Consider the following 18,549-nt stretch of genomic DNA (forward strand, 5'->3'; position numbering starts at 1 on the left):
GCGACGGCCTGACGACGGCCCCTGGTCCCGCAGGTTACGCGGGGGCCCCGGCACGGGCCCCCGCGTGCGGCTCAGGCGCCCAGGGCGTGGTAACCGCCGTCGACGTGGACGATCTCGCCGGTGGTGGCCGGGAACCAGTCCGACATCAGGGCCAGGCAGGCGCGGGCGGCCGGCTCCTGGTCGGTGAGGCTCCAGCCGAGCGGGGCCCGCTCGGTCCACGCCTGCTCGAACTGCTCGAAGCCGGGGATGGACTTCGCGGCCATCGTGCGCAGCGGCCCGGCGGCGACCAGGTTGCTGCGGATGCCCTTCTTGCCCAGGTGCAGCGCGAGGTAGCGGGAGGCGGACTCCAGCCCGGCCTTGGCCACCCCCATCCAGTCGTAGACCGGCCACGCCTTGGTGGCGTCGAAGGTCAGCCCGACCACCGAGCCGCCCGGCGACATCAGCGGCAGCGCCGCCATGGCCAGCGACTTGTAGGAGTACGTGGAGACGTGCAGCGCGGTCGCCACGTCCTCCCAGGAGGCGTCGAGGAAGCCGCCGCCGAGGCAGCTCTGCGGGGCGAAGCCGATCGAGTGGACCACCCCGTCGAGGCCGTCGACGTGCTCGCGTACCTGGTCGGCCAGGCCGGCGAGCTGCTCGGGGCTGGTCACGTCCAGCTCGATGATCGGCGCCGGCTGGGGCAGCCGCCTGGCGATCCGCTCGACCAGCGAGAGCCGGCCGTAGCCGGTGAGCACGACCTGGGCGCCGTTGTCCTGGGCGAGCTTCGCCACCGAGAAGGCGATCGAGGCGTCGGTGATGACGCCGGTGACGAGCAGCCGCTTACCGGCGAGCAGTCCTGACATGTGTTGGCTTCCTCCGTACGTTCTCAGTGACCCATGCCGAGGCCGCCGTCGACCGGGATGACGGCACCGGAGACGTAGCCGGCGGCGTCCGAGGCGAGCCAGGTGACCACCCCGGCGACCTCGTCCGGCGCGGCGAACCGCCCGGCCGGGATGACCTTGCGGTACTCGGTGCGACGCTCCTCGGGCAGCGCGGCGGTCATCTCGGTGTCGATGAAGCCGGGGGCGACCACGTTCGCGGTGATGTTGCGGCTGCCCAGCTCCCGGGTGATCGACCGGGCCACCCCCACCAGGCCGGCCTTGCTGGCCGCGTAGTTGACCTGGCCGGCGCCGCCGTAGAGCCCGATCACCGACGAGATGAAGATCATCCGGCCGAACTTGGCCCGGAGCATCTTGGACGAGGCCCGCTTGGCGCAGCGGAACGCGCCGGTGAGGTTGGTGTCGAGCACCCCGGTGAACTGTTCCTCGGACATCCGCATCAGCAGCGTGTCGTCGGTGACGCCGGCGTTGGCGACCAGCACCTCGACCGGGCCCAGCTCGGCCTCGACGGCGGTGAACGCGGCGTCGACCGAGGCGCTGTCGGTGACGTCGCACCGGACCCCGAACAGTCCCTCCGGCGCGTCGCCGCTGCGGTGCGTGACCGCGACCCGGTCGCCCTGCTTGGCGAACGCCTGGGCGATGGCCAGTCCGATTCCCCGGTTGCCGCCGGTCACCAGCACGGTGCGGGCCACGGGTCCCCCTTCGGTTCCGCTGATCATTCCGGTCGGAGCCTAGGCGTTACCGGCAGGTAACCGCTAACAGCGCGCCACCGGACCGGGCGCGGCGGCCGGGAGGAATCACGGCGCGACCACCCTCCGGGAGCGGGCGACCACCGTCCGGGGCCGGGCCGGCCGAATACGCGTCGCGGGTGTCCCCGTTGTACGATGATCAGCGTCCGCGAGCCGAATGCGGCTCGCGTTTCTGGCCCCGCCGACCGCAGGAGGTGATCGCTGTGCGAGATAGCGATCCTCCCAGTCGTGGCCGGGCCGTCCGTCAGCCCCGCTGAGCCACGACTCAGTCGGTCGAGCTGACCCAGCTCCCGCTCCCCGTCACCGCCCGCCTGCGGCCCCGGCCGACAGACCGGTCGGTGGTGCCGTCCCGCGCCGGGACGCCCCGGTGGAGCAGCCCGGTCACGACTTCGTGTGCGCGCCCTGACCAACCCCTGCGGTCCCGCCCGCCCCGCGGACCGTCCAGTCGCCACCCGGAGCCGTTCATGAGCCGCTACGTCGCCCCGTTGGGCTTCACCCTCGCCGCCGTCTGGGTGGCCGTCGTGTTCGTGCTGGCCGGCGGCGGTCACTGAGACCGCCACCGGCCGCCGCGCCGACCTGCGCACCCCGCACCGGCGTCCACCGCCGGGCCGCCCCGGCCCCGGATCACGACGCCCGGGACGTCCGGGGTACGGGCCACCGCACCCGGGACGTCCGGGCCGACCTCAGAGCATCCGGGACGTCCAGAGCAGGCTCAGCCCGCCCGCGCAGAGCGCCAGCAGCAGCGCCGCCCCCGCGTACCACTGGGTGATCTCGCGGGGCTCGGTGCGGAACCCGATCGACGAACCCATGTCCTGGTAGACCTGCTTCAGCTCGGCCACCGAGGCCGCCTCGTAGAAGAAGCCCTCGGTGGTCTCGGCGAGCTGGGCCAGCGCCAGCCGGTCCACCGGCACCCGCTGCAACTGACCACCGATGTCGACCTGCCCCGAGTCCGTGCCGAACGCGATGGTCGAGACCGGCACGTTCGCCGCCTGCGCCGCCGCCGCGGCCTCCTCCACCGACCGGCCCGAGGTGCGGAACCCGTCGGAGAGCAGCACGATCCGGGCCGGCGGGATACCGGCCGCGCCGTCGGCCGGCACCGACCGGATCGCCTCCAGGCAGGTGAAGACCGCCTCGCCGGTGGCGGTCGCCTCGGCCAGGGTCAGCCCGTCGATCGCCGCCGTCACCGCGGCCCGGTCCTTGGTGGGCGCGACCAGCACGTTCGCCGCCTTGGCGAAGGAGACCAGCCCCAGGTTGTAGCTGGCCGGCAGCTCACCGACGAACTGCTTCGCCGCCTCCTGCGCCGCCTCCAACCGGTTCGGCGACACGTCGTCGGCCTGCATCGACAACGACACGTCGATGGCGAGCATCACCGTGGCCCGCTCCAGCGGCTCCTGCGTGTCGATCGCCGGGCGGGCCATCCCGGTGGCCAGCGCCACCATCGCCAACAGCAGCGCGGTCGCCGCCGCGTGCCGTCGCCACCCCAACCCCTTCGGCGCGAGGGTACGCAGCAGGTCCACGTTGGTGAACCGCATCGCGTACGCCCGGCGGTGGCGCTGCCGCCAGACGTAGGCGGCGGCCAGGGCCAGCACCGGCACCAGGGCCAGCAGCCACCACGGTTGCATGAAACGGATCATCGCGTCGTCCCCCGGGTGCGGGCGTGCCGCTGGGCGGCCACGAATCGCACCATGTCCAACAGCCAATCTCGGTCGGTACGCAGCATCAGGTGTCCGGCGCCGGCGGCCCGCAGCTCGGTGGCGATCGCGCCGCGCTGGGCGGCGGCCGCCTCGGCGTAGCGGCGACGCAGCCGCGGATCGGCGGTCTGCACCTCGTGCAGTTCCCCGGTCTCCGGGTCCACCACCGGCAGCACCCCCACGTCGGGCAACTCCAGCTCGCGCGGGTCGACCACCTCGATGGCCAGCACGTCGTGCCGGACCCGCAGCTTACGCAGCGGCCGGCCCCACTGCGCGGGCGGCGCGAGGAAGTCCGAGATCACCACCGCCAGGCCCCGGCGGCGCGGCGGCCGGTTGAGCAGGTCCACCAGCGCGCCGAGGTCGCCGCGCCCGGGGCGCAGCGGGGTGTGCGCCACCGCGCGCAGCAACGCCTGCGCCTCCCGCCGCCCGGAGCGGGCCGGCACCCGGGTCAGCACCCCGGGCCCGGAGGGCTCCGGTGGCGGGGCGGAGCGCCACCGGCGGGCGGGCGGGGGCGGCGGCGGGGCCCCGGTGCCGATCACCGCGCCGATCCGGTTGCCGCCGCGCACCGTCAGGTGGGTCAACGCGGCCGTCGCGGCGACCACCACGTCCCGCTTGAGCCACCGGCCGGTGCCGAAGTCCAGGCTCGCCGACAGGTCCACCGCCAGCCAGGTCTCCAACTCCCGGTCGGCCACCGTACGCCGCACGTGCGGGGTGGTGGTGCGGGCGGTCACCGGCCAGTCCATCCGGCGTACGTCGTCGCCGGGACGGTACTCGCGGGACTCCCCCGCCTCGCTGCCCGGACCGGGCAGCAGACCCGCGTAGTCGCCCTGAAGCAGCCCGTCGAGTTTGCGGGTCACCAGCAGTTGCAGGCGGGACAGCACCGCCTCGGTCCGCTCCCCACCGGCGTCGGCCGGGCGTACCGGTGCGGTCACGGGTGCTGCCCGGGCCAGCCGGCGGCCGGCGGGCCACTGACCGGCGGTGGCCCGGACGCCTGCTGCCGGGGCGCGACCGAGGGCGGCGGGATGGTCGACATCACCCGGTGCACCACGTGGTCGGCGGGCACGTCGTCGGCGAGCGCGTCATAGCTGAGCACCAACCGGTGCCGCAGGATGTCCGGCGCGATGTCCTGGACGTCCTGGGGCAGCGCGTAGTCCCGGCCGCGCAGCAGGGCCAGCGCCCGGGTGGCCCGGATCAGGCCGAGCGAGGCACGCGGGCTGGCCCCGTACTGGATCAGCCGGGCCACGTCGGGCATCCCGTGCTCGGCGGGGCTGCGGGTGGCCAGCACCAGCCGTACCGCGTAGTCGACCAGGGCGTTGTGCACGAAGACCTGGTCGGCCTTGCGTTGCAGGGCGAGCAGGTCGTCGGTGTCGAACACCTGCGCCGGCTCGGGCGCGGCGACCCCCATCCGGTAGACGATCTCCCGCTCCTCGGCGTCGGTCGGATACCCGACGACGATCTTCATCAGGAACCGGTCCCGCTGCGCCTCCGGCAGCGGATAGACGCCCTCCTGCTCGATCGGGTTCTGGGTCGCCATCACCAGGAACGGGTCGGGCACCCGGTGGCTCTGACCGCCGATCGACACCTGCCGCTCGCTCATCACCTCCAGCAGCGCCGACTGCACCTTGGCCGGGGCCCGGTTGATCTCGTCGGCGAGCAGGAAGTTCACGAAGACCGGGCCCAGCTCGACGTCGAACTTCTCACTCGACTGCCGGTAGATCCGGGTGCCCATGATGTCGGCCGGCACCAGGTCCGGGGTGAACTGCACCCGGGCGAACTGCCCGCCCACCACCCGGGCCATCGTCTCCACGGCCAGGGTCTTGGCCACCCCGGGCACCCCCTCCAGCAGGCAGTGCCCCCGGGCCAGGAGCGCCACGAACATCCGCTCCACCATCCGGTCCTGACCGACGATCACCCGTTTGATCTCGAACAGGGCCCGTTCCAGCAGGGTGGCGTCCTGGGCGGGGGTGGTCACCGCCGCGGGTGTCTCGGGGGCCGTCCCGTTCGGGGTCGGGGCGTCGGGCGTGGTCGGCTGGGCCACCGGTCCTCCACAGCATGTTCGGTCGTCGTGGCGTGGTGCGGTAACAAGACTCGCATGCCCGGCTGAGAGCCGAGGTGGGGAGAACCCGATTTCGGGCACGCCGTCCGGATCACCGAATCGCTGAACGAGGCTGGACACGAAGGGGCCTGCCACGTGTACGATTCACCCCGTCGCCGGGCGGCTCCCCCCGTGGCCGCCCGGCGCTCACCTCTTCACCAGCCCGGCTTCTCCGGCCCCGGCGCACGTTCTCCGGCTCCGGTGCGCGCCTACACTCCCCTGGTGACCGATCCCACCCCCGCAGGCGAGCCTCCCGTCTGTTCGTCCCGGGGCTGCCGCGCGCCCGCCACCTGGGCACTGCGCTGGAACAATCCCCGGTTGCACGACCCCGAGCGGCGCAAGACCTGGCTCGCCTGCCCGGCCCACCGGGGCAGCCTCGGCGACTTCCTCGACGCCCGCGGCTTCCTCCGTGAGGTCACCGCGCTCCCCGGATCGCATACCCTCGAAGCGTGAACGCTGCCGAGCCACCCCAGTCCCCGGTGAGCGCCCTGGAACCCTGGCCGGACACGGTCCACTGGCAGCCCATCTCGACCGACCTGATCTGGGTCGAACTGCTCCGCCTGGCGATGGGCCTGGCGGTGCTGCTGGTCGGGCTGGCGCTGGGCTGGGCGTTCACCGGGCACTGGCTGTTCGGTGCCGGCTGCGCCGTGGTGCTGCTCGGCGGTGCCTGGCGGGTGGTGACGATCGTCCGCGCCGTCCGCGCCTGGGGGTACGCCGAACGCGCCGACGACCTGCTGGTCCGGCACGGGCTGCTGGTCCGCCGGTTGTCCATCGTGCCGTACTCGCGGATGCAGTTCGTCGACGTCAGCGCGGGCCCGCTGGAACGCGCCTTCGACCTCGCCACCGTGCAGCTGCACACCGCCGCGGCGGCCACCGACGCCCGGGTGCCCGGCCTGCGACCGGCGGAGGCGGCCCGGCTCCGCGACCGCCTCACCGCCCTCGGTGAGGACCGGGCGGAGGGGCTGTGACCGACGGTTCCCCCGGCACCGGCGCACCCCACCCGACGCCCCCGGACGCCCCGGTGGCTCCCGACCTCCCGGCGGACCCGGCTGCCCCGCCGGTGGGGACGGGCGGGCCGGCCGGTGCCGAGCCCCGGCAGCGGCTGCACCCGCTGAGCCCGGTGTTGCAGGGGGCGAAGTCGCTGGTCGTGGTCATCGCCGGGCTCTCCTGGTCGACGCTGTCCCGGGTCGGCTTCGGCTGGTTCGCGGTGCTGGTGGCGGTGCTCGCCCTGGGCGCGACGGTGCTGGCGGTGGTGAGCTGGTACAACACCGGCTACCACGTCGTCGGGCGGGAACTGCGGGTGTACGAGGGGCTGCTGTGGCGGCGGACCCGGGCGATCCCGCTGGAGCGGTTGCAGGCGGTGGAGGTGGTCCGCCCCCTGCTGGCGCAGCTCACCGGCCTGGCCGAGCTGCGCCTGGAGGTGGTCGGCGGCGGCAAGACCGAGGCGCCGCTGGCGTACCTGTCGGTCGCCGACGCGGCCCGGCTACGGCAACGGCTGCTCGCCGTGGCCGCCGGCCTGCCCGACGGGGCGACCACCGGCCCCGACCCGCAGTCGACAGACGTCGTGCCGCCGGGCGGGGACGCCGCCGCGCCGGTCGACCGGGAGCCGGCCGCCCGGCCGCTGCACGCGGTGACGAACGCCGACCTGCTGGTCAGCCAGCTACTCACCCCGCAGGCGTTCCTGCTGCCGGTCGGGGTGGCCTTCGTGGTGGCGCAGTTCCTCTCCGAGGGCTCCTGGTCGTTCATCGCGGTGGCCAGCACCCTGACCGCGATGGCCGGTGTGCTGCTGCAACCGGTCCGCCGGGTCCTCGACGACTGGAACTTCCGGCTGGCCCGCGAGGCCGACCGGCTACGCATCCACAACGGCCTGCTGGAGACCCGGGTGCAGACGGTGCCGCTGGAGCGGGTGCAGACCGTCGGGGTGACCTGGCCGCTGCTCTGGCGGATGAAGGGGTGGCTGCGGCTACGGCTGGAGGTCGCCGGCTACTCCGGCGGCGAGGCCGACGACCGCAACCGGCCCGACCGGCTGCTGCCCGTCGGTGACCTGACCGTCGGGGCGGCGATCGTCGACGAGGTGCTGCCCGGGGTGGCGCTGACCGCGCTGCCGCTGACGCCCCCGCCGGGCCGGGCCCGCTGGTTGCGCCCGCTCAGCGCCCGGGTGCTCGGCGCGGGGCTGCACGAACGGGTCTTCGCCGTCCGCTCCGGCCTGCTGACCCGGCAGTTGACCCTGGTCCCGTACGCCCGGATGCAGAGCGTACGGGTGGTGCAGGGGCCGGCGCAGCGCCGGTTGCGGCTGGCCACCGTGCACGTCGACACGGCCGGCGGGTCGGGGGCCGCCGCGCACGACCGTGACCTGGCGCAGGCGTGGGCGCTCGCCGCTGAGCTGACCGCGCGGGCGCACGCCGCCCGCCGGGCCCGCTGATCAGCGTCCGGCGCCGCCCGCCGGGGTGACGGCGACCGGGGTGGGGGCGTCGGCCGGCGGATCGTCGTCGGGGGCACCGCGCCGGGCGCGGCGGGCCCGCCAGGCCCGCTCGGCCAGCCCGACGACCAGGAACGTCATCCCCACGTACGCCCAGCCGACCAGGACGTCGATGACGTAGTGCTCGCCGCTGTAGACCAGCGTGAAGGTCATCGCCAGCGGATAGGCCAGCAGCAGCGGCCACCAGCGGCGACGGGTCGAACGCAGGAAGAACAGCACCACGAACAGCGCCCACGCGGTGTGCAGCGACGGCATCGCGGCGACCGGGTTGGAGGCGATCTGCCCGGCGTTGAGCAGGTTGCCCGCGCCGTGCATGCCGAACTCCTTCCACCCCCGGGTGGAGATCCGGGCGACCTCGCTCAGCAGGCCGTTCTGCGCCGCCCACCACGGCGGCGCGGCCGGGTAGGCGAAGTAGGTGACCAGGCCCGCCGCGCACAGGAAACCCCAGCGCCGCATGTACGCCGCCCAGCGCTCGCGGCTGCGCAGCCAGAGCACGGCGGCGGCGGCCAGCGTCACCACGAAGTGGGAGAAGTAGACCCAGCTCACCAGCACGTCCCACCAGCGCACGTCGGGCTGGTAGAGGTGCTGCTGGAGCCAGACCGTCGGCACCTCGCCCCCGGTGGCCCAGCCGAACATCACCCGGTCGGCGACGATCAGCTCGTAGGCGTGCGGGGTGCGGCCGTTGTCGGCGAAGCCCCGGGACAGGTTGTAGACGGCGAGCAGCAGCACCACCGGGATCCAGTCCCGGGCGAAACGCAGGTGACTGCGCCACGGCCGGCCCCAGTTCCAGGCGACGGTGCCCGCCCAGATCCACAGGAAGGCGTACGCCGGGTCGGTCGGCAGGCCGATGGCCAGCCAGGTCACGACGAAGGCGACGGCCCAGACGGACATCGCTGTCACCCGCCGTCGCCCACCGACGGACGGGTCGGGGGTGTCGGTCGGGACGGGGGGCGGGGGCTCAGTCACAACGGCCATCGCGGTCAAGGTTAACGGTGGGCGACGCATCGACCACCGCCGACCACCGGTGCGTCGACGGGTGGGTGTCCCGGCCGGCCCGTCGTCCGGCCGCCCCCGGTGGTCCCCCACTAGGCTGAGCGGATGCAGGAACAACCGGACGCCGCGTTCCCGCCGGGGTTGACCGCCCGGGTCGAGCTGACCGTCACCGGGGCCGACACCGCGGCGGCCGTCGGCTCCGGTGACGTGCCGGTGCTGGCCACCCCCCGGGTGCTGGCCCTCGCCGAGGCGGCCACGGTGGCCGCGACGGCCGCCGGGATGCCCGCCGGGAGCACCACGGTCGGGGTCCGGGTGGAGCTGGCGCACCTGGCCGCCACCCCCGTCGGGCGGACGGTGGTGGCGCACGCCCGGCTGGTCGAGGCCGACGGCCGGCGGTTGCTGTTCGCGGTGACGGTGACCGACGGTGACACCACCGTGGCCTCGGGCCGGGTGGAACGGGCGCTCGTCGACCGGCAGCGCTTCGTGGCACGGGCGGTGCGGGCGTCGTGACGTTCCGGTTCACGGCGGTCGCCGACGGGGTCCACGTGCTGCGCGAGCCGCTGCTCGACGTCAACGTCACGCTGGTGGTCGGTGACGGCGCGGCGCTGCTGGTGGACACCCTGTCCACCGCCGGGCAGGCCGCCGCGCTGGCGGACGCCGCGCGGGCGGTCACCCCGTACCCGTGGACGTTGGTCAACACCCACCACCACTTCGACCACTGCTTCGGCAACGCGACCCTCGCCGCCGACCCACCCCGCCCGGTGTACGCCCACGAGGTGGCCGCCGCCGCCCTGCGCGACCGACCGGAGCAGCTGCGCCGGGCGGCGTACGAGGAGATGCGGTCGGCGCAGCCGGAGCTGGCCGCCGAACTGGCCGAAACCACCCTGCTGGCCCCGACGCACACCGTGCACACCGAGACGGTGCTGGACGTCGGTGGCCGGCGGGTGGTGCTGCGGCACCCGGGGCACGGGCACACCGACGCGGATCTGGTGGTGCACGTGCCGGACGCCGACGTGCTGGTCGCCGGGGATCTGGTGGAGCAGTCCGGGCCGCCGGCCTTCGAGGAGTCGTACCCGTTGCAGTGGCCGGACGCGGTGGCCGACCTGCTGCGGATGACCACGCCCGACACGGTGGTGGTGCCGGGCCACGGCACGCCTGTGGACGTGGAGTTCGTCCGGGCCCAGCACGCCCGGCTGGTCGAGCTGGCCTGGCTGATCCGGGCCGCGCACACGGGCGGGGCCCCGCCGGAGCGGGTGGCCGCCGGATCCCCGTTCGGCGCGCGTCCCGGTCTCGTCGCCGCCCGCCGGGGTTACCGGGAACTCGACGGCACGCCCTGAGCCGCCGGCCGTCGCGGGGGGCCGGACGGACTGCAGCGCGCCGTGCCCGACCGTCGACCCGGTGCCGGGTGGGCCACGCTCAGCCGGCGAAGCGGCGGTGGACCGCGTCCCGGGTGGGCATGGCGACCGCGCCGCCTGGTGACTCGCAGACCAGGCCGGCGACCCGCAGCGCGAACGCCACCCGCCGGTGCCAGTCGGCCGGCCCGGTCGGTTCCCCGTCGGCCAGCAGTTCGGCGACGAGCGCGGCCATCACCGAGTCGCCCGCGCCGGTGGCGTCCACCGCGTGCACCGTCGGGGCGGGCACCCGGACCGGGTCGGGGCCGGCGGCGACCAGCGCGCCGTCCGCGCCGAGGGTCACCACCACCGTGCCCGCGCCCACCTCCCGCAGGTAGGCGGCGACCCCCTCGACCGGCTCGTCGGGCCAGAGCAGGGCGGCGTCGGCGCTGCTGAGCTTCACCAGGTGCGCCCCGGCGGCGAACTCCACCACCACCTGGCGCAGGCCGGCCAGTTCCGCCGGGCCGGACAGCAGGCGGGGCCGGACGTTGGGGTCGAAGACCCGCAGGCCGGGCGCGAGCGACCAGGCCCGCCGGGCGGCGGCGAGCGTCGGGGCGCTGAGCAGCACGATCGAGCCGCAGTAGAGCACGTCCGCGCCCTCGACCAGCGCCACGTCCAGGTCGTCGGCGGTGAGCAGGCCGTACGACGGCGGTTCGCCGTAGAACCGGAAGTCCGGTTCCGCCCCGGTGTGGGTGGTGACCGCCAGCGTGGTGGGTGCGGGCACGGTGACCGCGCCGGTCAGCCCGACCCCGGCGTCGGCCAGGAAGGCGCGGATGCGGCCGGCGAGCACGTCGTCGCCGAGGGAGCCGACGAACTCGGCGGTGCCGCCGAGCCGGGCCACCCCGACGGCGACGTTGAGCGGGCCGCCCCCGATCGCCTGCCGGAACACCGGCTGCCCCTCGGACTCGGCGTCCAACAGGTCGATCAGCGCCTCACCGAGCACCACCGCGTACCCCACGTCGCCTCCCAGCGCGTCGTCTCCCGGCTACCAGGCTGGCACAACGGTCCATGCCGATCGGGGCCGACCGGGCAACCAGATCCCACCCATCGAGCAACGACTATTGCGTGGTTCATCCGGGCGTGATGGTATTGGGGTGCCGGGCCGGCGCGGAGGGCTGCCGCACCCGCTCGGCGATCAGCTGGGGTCTGACGCGAGAGGCACCGGTCCGTGGGCACGGACCGCCGACGGCACGCGTCCGTCGGCCCCTGTCGGGCCGCCGGCCAGAGCCGCGACCGACGCATCCCCCACCCTTGTGCGGGGCGGCGCTCGCGCCACCCCGCGGATCAGGAGAAGCTCGTGCTCCGTTCCCGTACGGCCGCGTTGTTCACCGCGGCCGCCACCCTCGCCTTCGGGGCCGTGGCCCTGACGGTGCAGGCCGAACCGGCTGCCGCCCACGGCACGCCGATCGTGCCGGGCAGCCGGACCTACCTGTGTTGGCAGGACGGCCTGAGCCCGACCGGTGAGATCAGGCCGAACAACCCGGCCTGCTCCGCCGCCGTCGCCCAGAGCGGCACCAACTCCCTCTACAACTGGTTCAGCGTGCTCCGCTCGGACGCCGGTGGCCGCACCGTCGGCTACATCCCCGACGGCAAGCTGTGCAGCGGTGGCAACACCGGTTTCGCCGGGTACGACCTGGCCCGCACCGACTGGCCGCTGACCCACCTGACCTCCGGCGCCCGGCTGGACTTCAAGTACAGCAACTGGGCCCACCACCCGGGCACCTTCTACTTCTACGTGACGAAGGACAGCTGGAGCCCGACCCGGCCGCTGGCCTGGAGTGACCTGGAGGAGCCCTTCCTCACGGTGACCAACCCGCCCCAGCGGGGCGCGTCGGGCACCAACGAGGGGCACTACTACTTCAGCGGGAACCTGCCGTCGGGCAAGTCCGGCCGGCACATCATCTACTCCCGCTGGGTGCGCTCGGACAGCCAGGAGAACTTCTTCGGCTGCTCGGACGTCACCTTCGACGGTGGCAACGGCCAGGTGACCGGGGTCGGCAGCGGCAACAACCCGACCACGCCGCCGCCCACCACCCCGCCGCCCACCACCCCGCCGCCCACCACCCCGCCGCCCACCACTCCCCCGCCGACCACGCCCCCGCCGACCACCCCGCCGCCCACCACCCCGCCGCCGACCACGACCCCGCCGCCGGGCAACAGCGACTGCATGGCGGTCTACAAGGTGGTCAGCGCCTGGAACGGCGGTTTCCAGGGTGAGGTCACCATCATGAACCACAGCACCCGCACCTACGGGGGCTGGGCGGCGAGCTGGACCTGGCCCAACGGGCAGGTGATCTCGCAGGTCTGGAACGGCTCGCTGAGCACCAGCGGGTCGACGGTGACCGTCACCAACGCCGCGTACAACGGCTCGCTCGCGCCGGAGAAGACGACCACGTTCGGCTTCACGGCGAGCAGCTCCGGCACCAACGGGCTGCCGACGGTCACCTGCTCCGGCCGGTGATCCGACGCTGAAAGCGACGCCGGAGGCCCCCACCCGTCGGGTGGGGGCCTCCGGTCCGTCCGGGCCCGGTGTCCGTCGCGGCGGTGCCGACGGGACCGGGGGCGGGGTCAGCGGACCATGCTGCCGACCACCGGCTTGGTGAGCAGCGCCGACTGGTTGCGCTGGATGCCCGGGTCGAGGGTCTTGGCCACGAAGATGGCGTGCCAGATGCAGAAGATCAGCACCGTCCACACCTTGCGGGAGTTGTCCGCCTCCTCGCGCTTGTGCTCCTCCAGCAGCCGCATCGCGTACGGCAGGTCGATCAGGTCGCCGGCGGCGGAGGTGGCCAGCACGTGCCGGGCCCACTCGTACATCTCGCCCCGCAGCCAGACCCGGGTCGGGGTGGGAAAGCCCAGCTTCCTGCGGTTGACGATGGCCGGCGGCACGACGCCCTGCAACGCCTGGCGCATGGCGTACTTGGTGGCGTCGGAGCGGGGCGGCAGCTTCAGGTCGACCGGGATGGTGGACGCCACGTCGAAGACCATCCGGTCCAGGAACGGCACCCGGACCTCCAGCGAGTGCGACATCGAGATCCGGTCCGCCTTGACCAGGATGTCGCCGCGTAGCCAGGTGTACAGGTCGACGTACTGCATCTTGGTGACGTCGTCGAGTTCGGTGCACTCGGCGTAGATCGGGGCGGTGACGTCGGTGTAGCGCACCGACGGGTCGTAGCGGCGCAGCAGGTGCCGCTTCTCCTCCTCGGTGAACATCCGGGCGTTGCCGTAGTAGCGCTGCTCGATCGGGGTGGTGCCGCGCTCCAGGAAGCTCTTGCCCTTGACCCCCTGCGGGATCGCCTTGGAGACCGCCCGCAGGCCCTTCTGCACCCCGCCGGGCAGGCCGTTGACGGTGCCCAGGGAGAGCGGCTCGCGGTAGATGGTGTAGCCGCCGAAGAACTCGTCGGCCCCCTCACCGGAGAGCACCACCGTGACGTGCTCGGCGGCCTTCTTGGCCACGAAGTAGAGCGGGACCAGCGCCGGGTCGGCCACCGGGTCGTCCAGGTGCCAGACGATCTTCGGCAGCGCCTCGATCATGTCCTGCGGGCCGATCTTGGTGGCGATGGTGGTCACGTCGAGGTGCCGGGCCGAGTCCTGGGCCACGTCGATCTCGGAGTAACCGGGCACGTCGTAGCCGACGGTGAAGGTGAGGATGTTGGGGTTGAACTCGCGGGCCAGGGCCACCACGGCGGTCGAGTCGATGCCGCTGGACAGGAACGAGCCGACCGGCACGTCGGAGCGCATGTGCATCCGGACGCTCTCCCGCAGCGTCTCCCGGATCTCGTGGTAGAGCCGCTGCTCGTCGGCGACCGGGGCGGGCCGGAACACCGGCCGGTACCAGCGCCGCACGTCCAGCCGGCCCCCCGGCGACCAGGTGAGGTACTCCCCTGAGCCGATCCGGCTGATCCCCTGGTGCAGGGTGCCGGGCTCGGGGACGTACTGGAGGGTGAGGTAGTGGCTGAGGTTGGCGGCGTCGATGCCGGCGTCACCCTGGTAGTAGGAGTGCGCGAAGGGCAGCAGCGCCTTCTTCTCGGAGGCGAGGTAGAGCCCGTCGGCGGTCTCCAGGTAGTGCAGCGGCTTGATGCCGAAGTAGTCCCGCGCGCCGAACGCCCGGCGCTCCTGCCGGTCCCAGATGACGAACGCGAACATGCCGCGCAGCCGGGTGAGCACCTGCTCGCCCCAGTAGTGGTAGCCGGCGACGATCACCTCGCCGTCCCCGGCGGTGGCGAACTGGGCGCCGAAGCTGCGGGCCAGCTCCTCACGCAGCTCGATGTAGTTGTAGATCTCGCCGTTGAAGGTCAGCAGGTAGCGACCGTTGGCATAGGGCAGCGGCTCGTGGCTGGACGCCACGTCGATGATGGCCAGCCGCTTGTGGGCGAACACCCCGTCCGCGTAGTGGCCGGTGGCGTCGCCGACCACCTCGACCCCTGTCTCGTCCGGTCCGCGGTGGTGCAGGCATTCCAACGCCCCCGCGATGTTGTCGCGGTGGGCGGCGGCGTTGCCGTTCGCGCTGAAGAAGGCCAGGAGTCCGCACATGGCCGACATCTTTCCACGCGGCGCAATCCGCCCGCGCGGCACCGCAGGCTCTGTCCCCCTCCCCACGGCACGATCCGCCCGGCCCCGGCCGGCGTCCCGGACGGTGTCGGGCCACCCGGACGGCGTCGGGTGCGGGCGGGGCGTCGGGTGCGGGACCGCAGGCACCCCGTCCGGGCGGAGCCGGAGTACCGTCTGGACGAGCGACGAGGCGAAGGGAGCCGACATGGCCGAGGAACGGACGGACGGCAAGCCGGCGGACGGCACCGAATCGCACGATCCGGACTTTCCGGAGGCGTTCCTGTCCTTCATGCGGCAGGGCTGGCGGGACACCAGCCTGCCGGTCGGTCCCCGGCCGGAGGTCCCGCACCACGCCAAGCGGCGGGAAGCCCTGTCCGCGGCCTTCCCGGGCGAGACGCTGGTCATCCCCACCGGCACCGAGAAGGTACGCGCCAACGACACCGACCACCCGTTCCGGCCGGGCAGCGACTTCGCCTACCTGACCGGCGACCACGAACCGGACAGCGTCCTGGTGCTGCGCCCCAACGGCTCGGGGCACGACGCGACGCTGTTCATGCGCCCCCGGTCCTCGCGGGAGACCGACGAGTTCTTCCGCAGCCGGCACGGCGAGCTGTGGGTGGGCCGCCGGCACACCCTGGCCGAGAAGTCCACCGAGCTGGGCCTGGCCACCGAGGACCTGTCCGCGCTGGACGGGGCGCTGGCCCGGATGGCGCCGGGGCGGACCCGGGTGCTGCGCGGCTTCGACCAGCGGGTCGACGACGCGGTGCGTCCGTGGGACGGCCCCCGCGAGGAGGGGCAGCCGGGCCGGGACCGGGAGCTGGCGATCGCGATCGCCGAGCTGAAGCTGGTCAAGGACGAGTGGGAGGTCGCCCAGCTCCAGGAGGCGGTCGACGCCACCGTACGCGGCTTCGAGGACGTGGCCCGCGCGCTGCCGGCCGACCGGGGTGTCTCCGAGCGGCTGCTGGAGGGGATCTTCGCGCTGCGGGCCCGGCACGACGGCAACGACGTCGGCTACGGCTCGATCGTCGGCGCGGGCGAGCACGCGACGATCCTGCACTGGGTGCACAACCACGGCGCGACCCGCCCGGGTGAGCTGCTGCTGATGGACATGGGCGTGGAGAACCGCAACCTCTACACCGCCGACGTGACCCGGGTGCTGCCGGTCGACGGCCGGTTCACCCCGCTGCAACGCCAGGTCTACGACGCGGTGTACGCCGCACAGCAGGCCGGTATCGACGCGATCCGCCCGGGGGTCGGCTTCCGGGACGTGCACCTGACCTCGATGCGGGTGCTCGCCGAGGCGTTGAAGGATCTCGGCCTGCTCCCGGTGAGCGTCGACGAGGCGATGGACCCGGCCTCCACGGTCTACCGGCGGTGGACCCTGCACGGCACCAGTCACATGCTCGGCATCGACGTGCACGACTGCTCGAACGCCCGCAAGGAGAAGTACCGCGACGGTGCGCTGGGTGAGGGCTACGTGCTCACCGTCGAGCCGGGCCTGTACTTCCAGCCGGAGGACGAGCTGGTCCCCGAGGAGCTGCGCGGCATCGGCGTCCGGATCGAGGACGACATCCTGGTCACCGCGACCGGCTCGGTGAACCTGTCGGCGGGTCTGCCCCGCCGCTCGGACGAGGTGGAGACCTGGCTGGCCGAGCAGCGTGAGGCGGGTCCCCGCCTGCCCGGCTGACCCCCCGCACCCACCGCGACGGCCCCGCCGTCGGACGCGTCCCGCCCCTCGGCGGACGCCTCCGGCGGCGGGGCCGTCGTCGTTCCTGCCCACCGTACCGGCGCTCCCGCGCGGATCACACCACGGAGGGCCTGCTCGTCCCCAGGGTCACCGACCGCCGGAACGTGTAAATAAGGCGGGCTTTCCTCGGGTTTGACCTCATAGCGAGGAACCTTCTCATACCGTGGGTTTCGGGAGCTACAACCGATTTGTAGCAGGGGACGTCCGCTCAGGCGCGGCGACCCTGTCTGGTACGAGGAGAGGGCAGAGAGCTCCGATGTCCAACTACCTAACGAACAACGAAGCCTCCGCGCGGGCGACGGGGAGCAGGAGCCGTCGCAAGCTCTGGCTCGCCAGTGGCGTCGCCGGGTTGACAGGTGTGGTCAGTCTCGCCGCGGTGGGCGTCGCCGGCAGCGCCGGGGCGGTCGGGGTGAGCGGACTGACGTGGAACACCACTCAGCAGGTCACCAAGGACGGCGACCAGGGTCGCGGCGACGAGGGCCGTGGCGAGGAGGGTCCGGACCGTGGCGGCAAGGACGACCGCGACGGTAAGGACCACGAACGGGGGAAGGAGGTGCCCTGCGACACCGACCGGCTCATCCAGGCGATCGTCTTCGCCAACAGCCGCGACGGCGGTGTGCTGGACCTGGCCAAGGGCTGCACCTACAACCTGACCCGCAACCAGGACGGCAACGGCCTGCCGGTGATCACCCAGGACATCACCCTGCGGGGTGAGCACACCACGATCACCCGGGACGCCACCGCCGACTACTTCCGGATCCTCAACGTGGGTCCGGGCGGTCACCTGAGCCTCAAGGGCCTGACCATCAAGGGTGGGCAGACCATCGAGGCGTTGCAGCCGGTCTCCCCGGCAGCGGTGTGGGGGGCCTACTCGGACTCCCAGGCGATCGCCGCCCAGGTCAAGGCCGGCACCCCGCTGGCCCAGGCGCTCGCCGCCCGCAAGGCGAACCCGAAGGCCGGCCTGAAGGCCGCGCCGAAGGCCGCCCGCAAGGCCGCGGTGAAGGCCGCGCCGAAGGCCAAGCCGGGGAAGGCCACCACGCTGGTCGAGGAGCCGGGCGTCAACGACGGCGCCGGGATCCTGGTGCAGCCGGGTGGCACCGCCAACCTGTTCGACACCTCGGTCGTGCTCAACCAGTCAGGCGGCAACGGCGGCGGGCTGGCCAACTTCGGCACCACGTCGCTGCGGCACACCGAGGTCGCCCACAACACCGCCTTCTTCTTCGGCGGGGGCATCTTCAACGCCGGCCTGCTCACGGTCGACGAGTCCACGATCACCGACAACACCGCCATCGTCGGTGGCGGCGGTATCGCCAACGGCGCCGCGGAGATCTTCACCGAGGACGTCGACGGCGGCACCGTCCTGATCGAGAAGTCCAAGGTCACCGACAACGAGACGCTCGGCTTCGGCGGTGGCGTGCTCGACATCGGCGGCAACACCACCGTGCGCTACACCGAACTGCTGTCGAACACCGCGGTGCTCGCCGGTGGCGGTCTCGCGGCGGCGGACGCCCAGGTCAACGTCGACCACTCGACGGTGGCCAAGAACAGCACCGCCGGTGTCGGCGGTGGCGTGGCCGTCGCGTTCGACAGCGCGGTCACCATCGAGAAGAGCCACCTGAAGGAGAACACCGCCGGCTTCTTCGGCGGCGGGCTGTTCAACGCGGACAGCGTCACCACGGTGCGCGAGTCCGAGGTCGTCGCCAACCGGGCCCTCGGTCCGATCGGCGTCGGCGGCGGCATCTTCAACATCTTCGGCGAGGTCAACCTCAGCCGGACGAAGGTCGCCAACAACTTCGCCACCCTCGCCCCCGGCGGTGTGTTCACCTTCGAGGGCGTGGTGAACGTGGACGACAAGTCCGCGATCGTCGCGAACCGTCCGACCAACTGCCTGGCCATCCCGGGCGACACCATTCCGAACTGCTTCGGCTGAGCACCCTCGGGTGACGTGCGGCCGGTGACGGCGGCACACCGGGCAGGACAC

Annotated in this window: 16 protein-coding genes; 8 read left to right on the forward strand and 8 right to left on the reverse strand. The window is 73.3% G+C overall.

Features of this window, described 5'->3' with window-relative positions; genetic code table 11:
• Window positions 1-71: 71 nt before the first annotated feature.
• The 5 genes from fabI to ACN261_RS30450 form a co-directional block, all read right to left on the reverse strand.
• A complete protein-coding gene (gene fabI / locus ACN261_RS30430; protein WP_204926147.1) occupies window positions 72-839 on the reverse strand; it encodes an enoyl-ACP reductase FabI in 768 nt (255 codons plus the stop codon).
• Between the two features lie 23 nt (window positions 840-862).
• Window positions 863-1,567 carry a 3-oxoacyl-ACP reductase FabG gene (gene fabG / locus ACN261_RS30435; protein ID WP_421483287.1) on the reverse strand — a complete coding sequence of 235 codons (705 nt, stop codon included), beginning with the start codon at window positions 1,565-1,567 and terminating at the stop codon, window positions 863-865.
• Between the two features lie 740 nt (window positions 1,568-2,307).
• Complete coding sequence (locus ACN261_RS30440; RefSeq protein ID WP_421483288.1) at window positions 2,308-3,258, reverse strand: VWA domain-containing protein; 951 nt, start codon at window positions 3,256-3,258, stop codon at window positions 2,308-2,310.
• A complete protein-coding gene (locus ACN261_RS30445) occupies window positions 3,255-4,265 on the reverse strand; it encodes a DUF58 domain-containing protein (RefSeq protein ID WP_421486867.1) in 1,011 nt (336 codons plus the stop codon). The genes ACN261_RS30440 and ACN261_RS30445 overlap by 4 nt, the downstream gene beginning before the upstream one ends.
• Complete coding sequence (locus ACN261_RS30450) at window positions 4,244-5,353, reverse strand: AAA family ATPase (RefSeq protein ID WP_204926144.1); 1,110 nt, start codon at window positions 5,351-5,353, stop codon at window positions 4,244-4,246. The genes ACN261_RS30445 and ACN261_RS30450 overlap by 22 nt, the downstream gene beginning before the upstream one ends.
• A gap of 279 nt (window positions 5,354-5,632) precedes the next feature.
• On the opposite strand from ACN261_RS30450, the gene ACN261_RS30455 reads away from it, so the two are divergent.
• From ACN261_RS30455 to ACN261_RS30465, 3 genes are read left to right on the forward strand one after another with little or no spacing between them, the layout of a single operon-like run.
• The gene (locus ACN261_RS30455) at window positions 5,633-5,863 is read left to right on the forward strand and encodes a hypothetical protein (protein ID WP_421483289.1); all 231 of its coding nucleotides are present in this window, start codon (window positions 5,633-5,635) and stop codon (window positions 5,861-5,863) included.
• Window positions 5,860-6,378: a PH domain-containing protein gene (locus ACN261_RS30460; protein WP_307826231.1), complete on the forward strand. Its 519-nt coding sequence runs from the start codon at window positions 5,860-5,862 to the stop codon at window positions 6,376-6,378. The genes ACN261_RS30455 and ACN261_RS30460 overlap by 4 nt, the downstream gene beginning before the upstream one ends.
• Before the next feature lie 53 nt (window positions 6,379-6,431).
• The gene (locus tag ACN261_RS30465) at window positions 6,432-7,832 is read left to right on the forward strand and encodes a PH domain-containing protein (protein ID WP_425853668.1); all 1,401 of its coding nucleotides are present in this window, start codon (window positions 6,432-6,434) and stop codon (window positions 7,830-7,832) included.
• Here the strand turns inward: ACN261_RS30465 and ACN261_RS30470 are convergent, their stop codons facing one another.
• Window positions 7,833-8,864 (reverse strand): phosphatase PAP2 family protein, encoded by a 1,032-nt coding sequence (locus ACN261_RS30470; protein WP_421483290.1) that lies wholly within the window; start codon window positions 8,862-8,864, stop codon window positions 7,833-7,835.
• A gap of 123 nt (window positions 8,865-8,987) precedes the next feature.
• On the opposite strand from ACN261_RS30470, the gene ACN261_RS30475 reads away from it, so the two are divergent.
• Both ACN261_RS30475 and ACN261_RS30480 read left to right on the forward strand, forming a co-directional pair.
• Window positions 8,988-9,392, forward strand: coding sequence for a thioesterase family protein (locus tag ACN261_RS30475; RefSeq protein WP_421483291.1), 405 nt, complete (start codon window positions 8,988-8,990; stop codon window positions 9,390-9,392).
• Window positions 9,389-10,219: an MBL fold metallo-hydrolase gene (locus tag ACN261_RS30480; RefSeq protein ID WP_425853474.1), complete on the forward strand. Its 831-nt coding sequence runs from the start codon at window positions 9,389-9,391 to the stop codon at window positions 10,217-10,219. The genes ACN261_RS30475 and ACN261_RS30480 overlap by 4 nt, the downstream gene beginning before the upstream one ends.
• Window positions 10,220-10,298: 79 nt before the next feature.
• Here ACN261_RS30480 and ACN261_RS30485 read toward each other — a convergent pair whose 3' ends face one another.
• Entirely contained in the window at window positions 10,299-11,231 is a 933-nt protein-coding gene (locus tag ACN261_RS30485; RefSeq protein WP_421483293.1) for a carbohydrate kinase family protein, read from the reverse strand.
• 339 nt (window positions 11,232-11,570) lie between these two features.
• On the opposite strand from ACN261_RS30485, the gene ACN261_RS30490 reads away from it, so the two are divergent.
• Complete coding sequence (locus tag ACN261_RS30490; protein WP_425853475.1) at window positions 11,571-12,734, forward strand: lytic polysaccharide monooxygenase; 1,164 nt, start codon at window positions 11,571-11,573, stop codon at window positions 12,732-12,734.
• Between the two features lie 107 nt (window positions 12,735-12,841).
• On the opposite strand, the gene asnB is transcribed toward ACN261_RS30490, so the two are convergent.
• A complete protein-coding gene (gene asnB / locus ACN261_RS30495) occupies window positions 12,842-14,803 on the reverse strand; it encodes an asparagine synthase (glutamine-hydrolyzing) (protein ID WP_421483295.1) in 1,962 nt (653 codons plus the stop codon).
• 223 nt (window positions 14,804-15,026) lie between these two features.
• Here asnB and ACN261_RS30500 point away from each other — a divergent pair, with 223 nt between their 5' ends.
• Both ACN261_RS30500 and ACN261_RS30505 read left to right on the forward strand, forming a co-directional pair.
• Window positions 15,027-16,508 carry an aminopeptidase P family protein gene (locus tag ACN261_RS30500; RefSeq protein WP_421483296.1) on the forward strand — a complete coding sequence of 494 codons (1,482 nt, stop codon included), beginning with the start codon at window positions 15,027-15,029 and terminating at the stop codon, window positions 16,506-16,508.
• Between the two features lie 316 nt (window positions 16,509-16,824).
• Window positions 16,825-18,498 carry a right-handed parallel beta-helix repeat-containing protein gene (locus tag ACN261_RS30505; RefSeq protein ID WP_425853476.1) on the forward strand — a complete coding sequence of 558 codons (1,674 nt, stop codon included), beginning with the start codon at window positions 16,825-16,827 and terminating at the stop codon, window positions 18,496-18,498.
• The last annotated feature ends 51 nt before the right edge of the window (window positions 18,499-18,549 follow it).

Source organism: Micromonospora sp. WMMD723 (assembly GCF_049863385.1).
In the GTDB taxonomy this organism is placed as follows: Bacteria; Actinomycetota; Actinomycetes; order Mycobacteriales; family Micromonosporaceae; genus Micromonospora; species Micromonospora wenchangensis.